The 11889-nt window shown below is 45.4% G+C and carries 10 protein-coding genes; 4 read left to right on the top strand and 6 right to left on the bottom strand.

What is annotated here, in order from left to right; translation table 11 throughout:
* Nucleotides 1–483: 483 nt before the first annotated feature.
* Together ribH and psbZ are read right to left on the bottom strand one after the other, a co-directional pair.
* Nucleotides 484–1077, bottom strand: a complete 594-nt coding sequence (gene ribH, locus QUB20_RS24905) for a 6,7-dimethyl-8-ribityllumazine synthase (RefSeq protein ID WP_333058250.1) — start codon at nt 1075–1077, stop codon at nt 484–486.
* A gap of 220 nt (nt 1078–1297) precedes the next feature.
* A complete protein-coding gene (psbZ, locus tag QUB20_RS24910; protein WP_190735314.1) occupies nt 1298–1489 on the bottom strand; it encodes a photosystem II reaction center protein PsbZ in 192 nt (63 codons plus the stop codon).
* Between the two features lie 316 nt (nt 1490–1805).
* Here psbZ and QUB20_RS24915 point away from each other — a divergent pair, with 316 nt between their 5' ends.
* Nucleotides 1806–4721: a CBS domain-containing protein gene (locus QUB20_RS24915; protein ID WP_333247365.1), complete on the top strand. Its 2916-nt coding sequence runs from the start codon at nt 1806–1808 to the stop codon at nt 4719–4721.
* A 669-nt stretch (nt 4722–5390) separates the two neighbouring features.
* On the top strand, nt 5391–5564 hold the full coding sequence (locus QUB20_RS24920; RefSeq protein ID WP_333247363.1) for a hypothetical protein: 174 nt from the start codon (nt 5391–5393) through the stop codon (nt 5562–5564).
* Nucleotides 5565–5756: 192 nt separating this feature from the next.
* On the opposite strand, the gene QUB20_RS24925 is transcribed toward QUB20_RS24920, so the two are convergent.
* Complete coding sequence (locus QUB20_RS24925; RefSeq protein WP_333058248.1) at nt 5757–6101, bottom strand: DUF4870 domain-containing protein; 345 nt, start codon at nt 6099–6101, stop codon at nt 5757–5759.
* Between the two features lie 526 nt (nt 6102–6627).
* Between QUB20_RS24925 and prfC the strand changes: the two genes are divergently transcribed.
* The gene (prfC, locus tag QUB20_RS24930; RefSeq protein WP_333247360.1) at nt 6628–8256 is read left to right on the top strand and encodes a peptide chain release factor 3; all 1629 of its coding nucleotides are present in this window, start codon (nt 6628–6630) and stop codon (nt 8254–8256) included.
* 88 nt (nt 8257–8344) lie between these two features.
* On the opposite strand, the gene QUB20_RS24935 is transcribed toward prfC, so the two are convergent.
* Together QUB20_RS24935 and QUB20_RS24940 are read right to left on the bottom strand one after the other, a co-directional pair.
* Nucleotides 8345–8572, bottom strand: a complete 228-nt coding sequence (locus QUB20_RS24935) for a type II toxin-antitoxin system RelE/ParE family toxin (protein WP_333247358.1) — start codon at nt 8570–8572, stop codon at nt 8345–8347.
* Nucleotides 8573–8667: 95 nt separating this feature from the next.
* Complete coding sequence (locus QUB20_RS24940; protein ID WP_333247355.1) at nt 8668–8931, bottom strand: type II toxin-antitoxin system Phd/YefM family antitoxin; 264 nt, start codon at nt 8929–8931, stop codon at nt 8668–8670.
* A 390-nt stretch (nt 8932–9321) separates the two neighbouring features.
* Here QUB20_RS24940 and QUB20_RS24945 point away from each other — a divergent pair, with 390 nt between their 5' ends.
* Complete coding sequence (locus QUB20_RS24945; protein WP_333247353.1) at nt 9322–9591, top strand: hypothetical protein; 270 nt, start codon at nt 9322–9324, stop codon at nt 9589–9591.
* 150 nt (nt 9592–9741) lie between these two features.
* On the opposite strand, the gene QUB20_RS24950 is transcribed toward QUB20_RS24945, so the two are convergent.
* On the bottom strand, nt 9742–11889 hold a 2148-nt coding region (locus QUB20_RS24950), incomplete at its 5' end, for a tetratricopeptide repeat protein (RefSeq protein ID WP_333247351.1).

Raw genomic sequence — 11889 nt, forward strand, 5'->3', positions numbered from 1 at the left:
AGATTTTAGATTTTAGATTTTAGATTTTAGATTTTAGATTTTAGATTTTAGATTTTAGATTTTAGATTTTAGAATTGACTTGCGCGAGATAAATGCGGGGGCTGGAGGATTTTAGATTTTAGATTTTGGATTGATTCCACGGATAAATGACGTGGCGGGTACCACCTTTGAAATTATTGGTCAAAATTGCCGCCCAAACTATTAACTTGAGGCATCAAAGTACCCATTTCCAATGGGCAAGATATTGGTCTAATTTGTCGATCGACCCAGAGTGGAATTTTTACCTTGGGGGCGGGTATAATCACCACCCCACAAGAGTCTTAAGATTTTTCCCGATGCAAATCTTGATGTTTTTTGAGCTTAAAAATACTGCTAAGCTGTTCTACATTTAAATTGTGTGTCAAAAATCACTAAAACTTTTGTGGGACGGGCTTCTAGCCTGTCCCGAATTTCCAATTTAAATGCGTAACAGCTTAGCCCAATTTAAGAGGGGATTTGATCCGACGATACATCGGGGGCGAGCGACAGATTTCCTTCGCCCGAAAGCACTTGAGCAGCAGATCCTGTAGTTAATCGATGATCGTAAGAGTGTGTTCCCAAACCCTTAACTTGGCGCATCAAAGTACCCATTTCCAAAGCACTCATCGCATAATTCCAGCCCAAATTGCTTTTAATTCCAGCCCTTTCCAAAGCTTGCTGCATCGTGTCAGTCGTCACCACCCCAAAAATCACCGGCACCCCTGTCTGAAAAGCAGCAGCAGCAATTCCCTTAGCAACCTCACCAGCCACAAAATCGAAATGAGGAGTTTGGCCCCGAATTACCGCACCCAGACAAATTACCGCATCGTAGCGGTGAGAAAGAGCAGCTTGGCGCGCCACCAAAGGAATCTCAAAACTTCCTGGTACCCAAAAAAAGTCCACCTGAGAGCCATGAGGATTAATATCAACCCCGTGGCGTTTCAAACAATCTTGACATCCCTCCAAAAGTTTGTTAACCACCAAATCGTTAAAACGACCGATGACAATCGCAAATCGCAAAGATTCGGTGTGAGTAAAAGTTCCCTCGAAAACAGTCATAGTGCTCTAGTTTAGATTTTAGGTTTTAGATTTTAGATTTTTGTTTGTGAGAAGGCAAAAGTCAGAAAGCAGCAGCATCTCATCTGAATCTCAAGTGCAAAAACATACAGGATCGCGCGGTCTTAAAAATTCCTAGCTTCTGCCGAATGCCTTTCAATCGCTGGTGAATGCCTTCATCCTTCTATCTTTTACCTTCTTTCTTTGATAGAGTTGGGTGAAATTAAACGACTAAAAAGTTCAATACACCCACTGCAATAACCAGCAAAAACCAGAGACCAGATCCTACATAAATTAGGGATTTAGACTGATTCCAGTTTTGGGGAGAGGCATAAGCAACTGGCACGCCAACGACCATCACAAAAGACAGCAGTACCAGACCCAGTAAAACGACTTGAAACAGAATTGATAACATCTTTTCTCCTTTCGATATAACCGTGCGTTGATCGGAAATAGTTTCCCAGAACCGAAAAAAATCTTCCAAATTCTAGTTTTTGACAGTTTCCCGATAGTCGATCGAGAAATTGTCGGTTGATTGATACGAAAGAACCCAGGCAAATTCGGGCGTTGCGCGAACAGGCGTCAGCGGCTCTTAAGATTTTTATCAATTTTATCATTGTTCGTTACAGCACAGAAAACTGGAAAGGTTAACTTAAAGCCCGATCGACACATCCGGTTTCAGAGGGCGAGAAATTGCTACTGTTTGAGTTAGAGATGCGGGATTTTCGGCTATGGACTTAGTTTTGTGCCACACAACAGCAGATTTTGACGCCTTGGGGGCGGCGGTGGGACTTTGCGTGCTGCGCCCCGGTAGCAGGATCGTATTGACGGGCGGGTGTCACCCGACGGTGCGGGATTTTTTGGCGCTACACCGCGACGAGTACCCACTGATTGAACGCCGATCGGTCAATCCGCAACAAATTCGATCGATTACTATAGTGGATGCCTCCGGGCGCGATCGTTTGGGAAAAGCCGCCGAGTGGCTGGATTTGCCACAAGTAAGGGAAATTGCTATTTTCGACCACCACCTAGAAGCGCATTCAGACATCCCCGCTACTGTTACGCAGATCGAAGCAGTCGGAGCCAGCACAACATTAATTGTTGAAAAGCTCAAAAATCAAGCAGAAAACAGCGACATACCCTTCCGCCTGCTGCCTTCGGAAGCAACAGTAATGGCCCTCGGCATCCACGTCGATACAGGTTCCCTCACCTTTGAGGGCGCAACTGCGCGAGATGCCATAGCTTTGGCCTGGTTGATGGAACAGGGAGCGAGTTTGGGAGTAATAGCTGAATATGTAGAACCCGCTTTGTCTCCTCAATTGCAAGATTTGCTGAGAGAAGCCCTGAATAATTTGCGATCGGAAACTTTGCACGGTTACAGCGTAGCCTGGGTGCTGCTGTCTACTGAAGCTTATGTTCCGGGACTTTCTTCGCTGGCTTCTCGCTTGCTCGATTTAACGGAAACCGATGCTCTGCTGTTAGGCAATGTTTATAAATTTAGCGAAAACGACAACAACCGCAACATCGCTCCCGAATCGCCAGTTTCCAATCGATTAACTATTATCGGTCGATCGCGCATCGAAGGTACAAACCTCAGCGAATTGTTCAAACCCTTCGGCGGGGGAGGCCACGCCCGCGCCGCTTCCCTCGCTACCCGCGATGTTGACCCCCTGCTGACTTTAAATCAGTTAGCTGACGAACTCAAAACTCAAATTCCCCACCCTCCGACAGCCCGCGAATTAATGTCGTCTCCAGTGCGGAGTATTCGCCCGGAAACCTCGGTGGGGGAAGCTCACCGTATCCTCCTACGTTACGGACATTCGGGGCTTTCTGTGGTCGATGCGGGCGATCGACTGGCTGGCATTATCTCGCGCCGCGACATTGACATTGCGCTGCACCACGGTTTCAGCCACGCCCCCGTCAAGGGTTACATGAGTCCGCAGTTAAAAACGATCGCCCCAGATACCTTGCTGCCGGAAATTGAATCTTTAATGGTGACATACGATATCGGGCGCTTGCCAGTATTGGAAAACGGTCAACTGGTGGGAATTGTGACTCGGACTGATGTGTTGCGGGAATTGCACCAGCAAAAAGCGCGAGACAGGGGAAGTAATGCAGAATTCTCTTATTGTGCCGTGTCCGAATCGGTTGAGCAGTTGTTGCGATCGCGCATCAGTCCCGAATTATGGCAATTATTGTCGATCGCCGCCAATATTGCCCAAAATCGCGGCTGGCAACTTTATATTGTGGGTGGAGCAGTCCGGGATTTACTATTAGCCACGGATGATACACTGGCGCTAACAGATATCGATTTGGTTGTGGATGGAAAGTGCGGTTCCGACGATTCCGGTGCTGGTGTCGAGTTAGCTTCATCGCTGCAAAAACTTTACCCAGAATCGCGTTTGGACGTTCACGGTCAATTTCAAACCGCCGCACTTTTGTGGCACAAAGACTCTGCTTTCGGCTCGCTGTGGGTGGATATCGCTACGGCTCGCACTGAATTTTACCCTTATCCGGCTGCAAATCCTGAAGTTGAAGCGAGCTCAATTCGCCAAGATTTGTACCGCAGGGATTTTACAATTAATGCGCTAGCTGTGCGGTTGGGTGTTCCTCGCAGCGGCGAATTGTTAGATTTTTTCTGCGGTTTGCTGGATTTGGAATCGAAGCAAATTCGAGTTTTGCACGCCAATAGTTTTATCGAAGATCCGACGCGAATTTATCGCGCGGTGCGGTTTGCGGTGCGGTTGGGATTTGAAATTGAGCCACAGACGGAAGGATACATCCGCAACGCTTTGGCTAGCGGGATTTATTACCGAATTCAGGGGGAAAATGGCCGAGCTCCGGCTTTGGAAACTAGGCTGAAAAGTGAATTGAAATACATTTTGCAAGCTCCTTACTGGAAAGTTGCTTTGCAAATGCTGGGAGATTTGCAGGCTTTGCGCTGCATTCATCCTAGTTTGGAGTTGGATCGGGAGTTGTGGCGGCAACTGCGTTTGCTCGATCGGTGTTTGCAAGGAAGGAAGAAGGAAGGCACGACACGGATTTTGACACGGATACACGGATTAACGATTGAGGGTGAGTCACGAGTCAGAGGGAATAAGGAAGAGGGAATAGGGAAGAAGGAAGAAAAAGAAAAAGCAACTATTCTCAAGGCTCAATCCCCAATTCCCAATTCCCCATTCCCTATTATCAATATTCCCGATTGGCAGATGCGGCTGGAAGTTTTGATAGCTTATGTAGCACCGGAATATCGCGGCAAGGTGGCTGCAAATCTTCAGTTACCTGCTGACAGTATTAAGCGGTTGGAAGTTTTGGAAGCCGGAAAGAATCAGTTAGCAGAGAATTTGCCTAAGTGCGAGTTTCCGAGTCAATTGGTGTTGCTGTTGAGGAATTATGAATTGCCGGTGTTAATTGCGATCGCCCTACAAAGTCCGCGAAGTGCACGCCGCCAAATTTGGGAATATCTCACCAAATGGACGAATGTTGAGCCGCCTTTGAATGGCAACGATTTGAAGGCTTTGGGTTATAAGCCGGGGCCTGGGTTTAAACGAATGTTGGATGATTTGTTGGCGGCGAAGTTGGATGGCGATTTGGGCGATCGGGCTGCTGCTATCTCTTTCTTAGCACAACGTTATCCTCAAGTTTAGTAAGGTGCGTCAGCAGCGCGTTATTTTTTATATAATTGATTCGCTAATTGCTGACGCACTCTACTGAATTTTTAGTTTTCAATCCCAAACAGGCTAACCAGGCGATCGTACATTATTGATATTTTGATAATTAAGGTGAAGAAACAGCGCGATCCTGGTTTAATCGCAATTGTCCTTGCAAACTCACTGGATTTTATAAATGTCAGCATTTTCCCTTTAAATTTCATAAAACGGCTGATCAGTCAAATGAAAACCTCAATCTTTACAAAAATTTTGTGATTGTAAAGATTCGATAAAGCTACGAGGGGTTATACCCCCTATGAGTTATAGTGACATATATATAGATGCACCCTGATGGCTTTCCCGTTCCACAAGAGCGGGATTTTTATTGGAAAAATATTGTATTAAGTTTTAAGACATTTGGTACAGATAGAATTGGTGGAAAATTTCAATAGAACGATCGCCAGATGCAAAAATAGCACAGCTAAAGCAAAAACGAGGGTTCGGAGCGATCGAACATCCGCCCTAACTCTGCGAAATAACCTAAAGACGTTAGTATATTGTGGGAAACGGCATCAATGGAATATCAACTTAGCGTTCACAGCAGCCCTGCAACAGGGCGAAAACACCATAATTAATAGTTGATTGTACTCTGATTTTTGAAGTTTTATGGATCAAGAAGATTTTACTCATGATGTTAGGTCAATTTTCTGGAATCCCCAACTGGATGATGCTTACTTTCGCAAACTTTTAATTTGTTTTACTGAATCTTGTCGCCGACAATCAACCCTCTTTGTCACTTATATCATGTCCGATCGAGCGATTAAAAGGGCGGGTTTTTGAGATTGTCAATTATTGGCAGATATTTTTCGTGCACCCGCCCCTACGGTATTAGGGGTAATCGACGGGACATAATATTAAGCAGTGTATTTGCCAGTTTGGGGGAGCGAATGTGAGTTATAAAACAATTAAAAACCCGGTTTCTGCTTAAAGAAATCGGGTTGTTGAAATCGATGGTGAAGCGCGATTTTCTGTCTACACTATTCGGAAAATAAAAGGGTAGCGGTAAGGTTGGTTAGGAGTTTGCAAAACGTGGAGGATAGCCATTATTGTCAGTCCCCAGTGTAGCAGATAACCTAGGGGGACTAGGATAAAGCCAGCAAGACCAAAAGTGACGACAGTTAACGCCACAATTACGGCGCTGTACAGCCATACATTAAGGTGAAAATTGATGGCTTCTGTGGCGTTTTCTTTGACAACGGGGTCATCTGATACTAACAATACAGCGATCGGCGCTCCGATCGAGAACAGTAACGTGCTGAAAAAAATCGCCCCGTGGCACACCAGTGATAGCAGCTTCCGCTTGTCAGAGTCGTACATATTACTTTTCCTTGACTTTATTGATAATTTTACCTTTAATAGCAACTGTAGCACAGGCTATAATGGCGATCGGGTGATGATTCCCCTACCTAATTTGTGGTCAGTAACCCAGCCCTAAAGGGACTGAGCTTGTAAGAGTAATCAAGCAAGCTGTACTGACCAGCCTAAGTCTTAATTGACTACGTTATTTGAGTCACGACACCAGGCGAATGCGACGCCAGTTCCCTGCTCTGTCGCTTGCAATTAAACAGTTTTAAGGTCACTGAAACAGTGTTGCAAGCCTAACAAGCTCTTATAACCTTGGCGAGGCGAACATTACCCCGAAAGGGAGGCTCGAAAGAGCAAACATTATGCGTGAGCGGGTTGCGAGGTTTGAGGTGGTAATTGTCCCACTGAAAGTACATTACAAAAGTACACCGAATTAAGCAATCCCCGTGTAATGGAAAGATTCACGGCGGTTGAAACCGCCGAGCCGTTTCCCTCTCAGCCCTAAAGGGACTGAGTTCCCACTTACGGATTTTTTTTGATGACAACAGAACTCGAAACTGAACTGCTAACTGCTGTTGAGCGCCGGCGCAACTTTGCTATTATCTCGCACCCTGACGCGGGTAAAACTACTTTGACAGAAAAGCTGCTGCTGTACGGAGGTGCAATTCACGAAGCAGGTTCTGTGAAAGCGCGGCGGGCTCAGCGACACGCTACCTCTGACTGGATGGCGATGGAACAGCAGCGGGGAATTTCTATTACTTCTACTGTTTTGCAGTTTGAGTATAAAAAATATCACATTAATCTGCTTGATACTCCGGGACACCAAGATTTTAGTGAAGATACTTATCGCACTCTGGCGGCTGCTGACAATGCGGTGATGCTGGAGGATGCTGCTAAGGGTTTGGAACCGCAAACTCGGAAGTTATTTGAAGTTTGTAAGTTGCGAAGTCTGCCTATTTTTACTTTCTTTAATAAGCTCGATCGCCCCAGCAGAGAACCTTTGGATTTGTTGGACGAAATTGAGAAGGAATTGGGGTTGCAGACTTATCCGGTAAATTGGCCGATAGGTACGGGCGATCGCTTTAAAGGTGTTTTCGATCGTAGGGCGCGCAAAATTCACTTATTCGAGCGGGCTAAACACGGTTCTCGTGCTGCTGTTGATACCGTCATCGAATTGGGCGATCCGCGCATTGAAGATTTGTTGGAACAAGACCTTTACTATCAGCTCAAAGAAGAGTTAGAACTGCTGGATGAGTTGGGAACTGAACTCGATTTAGACTTGGTTCGGGCTGGAAAAATGACGCCTGTTTTCTTTGGCAGCGCCATGAGCAATTTTGGGGTCGAACTGTTTTTAGATGCGTTTTTAGATTACGCTATGAAGCCGATCGCCCGCAAGAGCAGCGCCGGAGACTTGCCGCCAACTTATGAAGACTTTACCGGGTTTGTGTTTAAGTTGCAAGCGAATATGGACCCAAGACACCGCGATCGGGTGGCGTTTATTCGGGTTTGTACGGGCAAGTTTGAAAAGGATATGAACGTGACTCACGCTCGCAGTGGTAAAACGGTGCGTTTGTCAAGGCCTCAAAAGTTATTTGCTCAGGATCGCGAGTCGATCGAGGTTGCGTATCCGGGCGATGTGATCGGTTTGAACAATCCGGGAGTATTTGCGATCGGGGATACTATTTACACTGGGCAAAAACTGGAATATGAAGGGATTCCGTGTTTTTCTCCTGAACTTTTTGCTTTTTTGAGAAATCCCAATCCTTCTAAGTTTAAGCAGTTCCGCAAAGGCGTTTCGGAGTTGCAGGAAGAAGGCGCAGTGCAAATTATGTACTCGGTTGATGAGTCGAAACGCGAGCCAATTTTGGCGGCTGTGGGACAGTTGCAATTTGAAGTTGTGCAGTTCAGAATGCAGTCGGAATATAATGTGGAAACGACGATCGATATGTTGCCTTACAGTGTAGCTCGTTGGGTTGACGGCGGTTGGGAGGCGCTGGAAAAAGTTGGGCGGCTGTTTAATACGGTGACGGTGAAAGATACTTGGGGAAGGCCGGTTTTGCTGTTTAGAAATGACTGGAATTGCCGCCAGGTGGAAGGGGAGCATCCTGTGTTGAAGTTAAATGCGATCGCCCCTGTGGTTTCTGGTTTGGCTGTTAGCGAGGAGTGAGATTACGGCAGGCAATGGACACAACACTGTTGTGTCCATACAAATGATATTTATTCGGCTTAAATACGCCGGATATAAGAAGTTACAATCACGGCTCTAACAGTTTTTCTAAGATGGTGTAAATGTCTTTTTTGTCACCATCTTTACGTCTCCCTAGTCCCACGACAACAACGAGAACTCGATCTTGTTCGACTTGATAAACTATACGATAGCGCTGTCCAACAGCTCGGATGCTGCGAAATCCTGATAGGTTATCTACAAGGGCTTTGCCTTGCTTTTGTGGTTCAAATTTTAGTTGATCAATGCGATCGCGCAATTTTTCCTATTCTCGTCGATCTTTGACTGCCTCCAACATTTCCAGTGCCAGTGGCGTAAGCTGGATCTCATATTCGATCGCATTTTCTTCGTGATTCAGAGTCCCAATTTAACTTTGGCATTTTCCCAGGAAATAGTTTCGCCTTGGCGTGCTTGGGTGATGCTTTGGCGCAATTGGGCAACGAATTCTGTATCGGTGAGAATATCTAAGGTTTCTAACAGTTCAGTCAAATGCGTGTAGCTCATTGCAGCCATAACGGGAACGCCATCTTGAGTGATGATGATAGGCTCATTGATAAGTTCTTGGGGTAGGTTTGGAAGCTGCTGCTGTGCTTGGGCAATGGTGAGTCGTTTGGACATGGTTGTACTAAAGCAACATTACTTTTAATTTAGCATTTCGGCCCCACTAACTGGTTTCCAGCCGCTGACGCTGGTAACGAGTAAATCCAAGATCTAAGATCCAAAATCTAAAATCTAAAATCGGTTGACGGCGGCCCCCGTCTGCGGCTACGCTTTGAAGTGAGAGGTTGCTTGCTTGTAGAGGAGGCAGCCCGCGTCGCCCAAAAATCTAGTTGCACTGCCCAAAGCTGCGCTAACAGCAATGGACAGCTAACCGCCAAACTGGAATCAGCAGTCTGGAGGCTAACGGAGCATTTTAACATCCTCTGTAGCCGCCCTGCTATGTCTTGAAATGCGGGGCGGCTGGGTTTTTGGGTTTTTCTAGAAAACCCAAAACCAGGAGAACATATTATGTCACAGGAATTCGTGCCTGACGACAACTTTTCCGATCGCCCAAATGATAACTCAGCAGCAGTATGCGAACAGGAAGTGGTGCTGTTAACGGTTGTCGGTTCGCCCAAAGGTGTCAGGGAAACCATACTCACTTTGTACCGGCTGGGATTTGCAGAAGTGGGCGATTGGAGTCCCGTACAGCGTGCGGCTAATCCGAAGCAGGTGATGAGCGTGCTGATCCGTCGGAAGCGGGCTGACGGTACATCGCCGAGACAATCTGGGCGGTAAGCTGCAAGGTTAAATAGCTAAATTCGAGGGCGGGCTTTTAACGCTCTGTCCTGAGTCCGGCAGGGGTTGAAACCCCTGCCGGCCTTTCGGGTTAAGTTAACTGGACACGTCCTCCTCCTTAATGCCGCGTCTTTACTCATTTCGATCGAGCTAACTGCTGACAGTATCGTCACCCAAATTATCGAGATATTCTTGCAGTGAATCGCGCATATTGCGAACATAAGAGCTGTTAGGAGAAATGGTTAAAGCTCGATTAAACATTTCCAGCGCCTCTTGCCAATTCTTGAGTGCTTCCTGTCTCTCATATAATCTTTCTTGCAATTCACCCAGACCTCGCAGCGCCAGACCTTTATTCGTGAGAGCATTGACATGATTTGGTGCAGTAAGTAAAACAGAATTGCAAGTAGCGAGCGCTTCTGACAAAGACTGTTGTGAAGCTTCAAACTCACTTAGCTGGGCCTGCAAAGCACCAAAAAATAACTGTGCATGCCCTTTTATAGAAAGAGCATCGATATCATCCGGTGCAATAATTAAAACATAATTATAGAGAGTGATGGCCTCAAAATAAGACTTTTTCGCAGCTTCAAACTCACTTCTTTGTCCCTGCAACTCACCCAAAGTTTGCAGCAAATTTCCTTTGCTTTTAACAGCCTTGATATTATTCGGTGCAATAAGTAAAATAGAATTGTAAGCAGCGATAGCCTGTGAGTAAGACTGTTTTGCAGCCTCAAACTCACTTAGCCGTGCTTGCAAATCACCCAAATATCGCAGGCTATTACCTTTTTTATTGTTAAAAATAATGTGATCTTCCGGTGAAATAACTAAAGCATAATTGCAGACCGATATTGCCTCAGCATAAGATTGTTTTGCAGATTCAAAATCATTTAGCTTTGCCTGTAAATTACCCATTAATTGCAGTGTATTCCCTTTGTTATAAATAACACCGAGATCAGCCGGTGCAATAAGTAAAGCAGAATTGTAAGCAGATATTGCCTCAAAATAAGACTGTTTTGCAGCCTCAAACTCACTTATCCGTCCCTGCAACTCACCCAGACTTTGCAGCGCATTCCCTTTTTTATAGGCAGCATAGATATAATTCGGTGCAACAAATAAAGCAGAATTGTAAGCAGCGATCGACTCAGAATAAGACTGTTTTGCAGCCTCAAACTCATTTAGTTTTGCCTGCAACTCACTCAGACTTTGAAGCACATTCCCTTTGTTGTTGAGAGCCGTGATATAATTGGGTGCAATAAGTAAAGCAAAATTGTAAGTAGCGAGCGCCTCAAAATAAGACTGTTTGGCAGCCTCAAACTCATTTAGTTTTGCCTGCAACTGACCCAGTGTTTGCAGCGCATTCCCTTTGCCATTGAGAGCATTGGTATAATTCGGTGCAACAAATAAAGCAGAATTGTAAGCAGATATCGCCTCAAAATAAGACTGTTTGGCAGCCTCAATCTCATTTAGCTGTGCCTGCAAATCACCCAGACTTTGCAGCGCATTCCCTTTGTTGTTGAGAGCATAATTATCATCGGTTGCAATAAGTAAAGCATAATTAAAGGCAGATATTGCATCTGAATAAGACTGTTTGGCAGCCTCAAACTCTCTTAGCTGTGCCTGCAACTCACCCAGACTTAGCAGCGTATTCCCTTTGTTATTGAAAGCTGCATTATCATCCGGTGCAATAAGTAAAGCAGAATTGTGAGCAGCGAGCGCCTCTGAATATGATTGTTTGGCAGCCTCAAACTCACTTAGCTTTACCTGCAAATTACCCAGACATTGCAGTGCAATCCCTTTATTTTTGAGAGCCGATATATGATTCGGTGCAATTTGTAAAGCAGAATTCAAGTCAGATATCGCCTCAGAATAAGACTGTTTGGCAGCCTCAAACTCTCTTCGCCTTACTTGCAACTCACCCAGACTTTGTAGCGCACTTCCTTTGTTGTTGAGAGCATAATCATCATCCGGTGCAATTTGTAAAGCTCTATTATAAGCAGCGATAGCCTCTGAGTAAGACTGTTTTGCAGCCTCAAACTCACTTTGCTCTACCTGCAAATCACCTAGACCTCCCAGTGCCATCCCTTTGTTGTTCAAAACTCGGTTATCCTCGGGTAAAATAAGTAAAGCAGAATTAAAAGCACCGATCGCCTCAGAATAAGACTGTTTGGCAGCCTCAAACTCACCTATTTTCGCTTGTAAATCACCCAGACTTTCCAGCACAATTCCTTTGTTGTTCAAAACTCGGTTATCCTCGGGTAAAATAAGTAAAGCAGAATTAAAAGCACCGATCGCCTCAGAATA

Origin of the sequence: Microcoleus sp. B4-C2 (genome assembly GCF_036705265.1) — a bacterium.
Taxonomy (GTDB): Bacteria; Cyanobacteriota; Cyanobacteriia; order Cyanobacteriales; family Microcoleaceae; genus Microcoleus.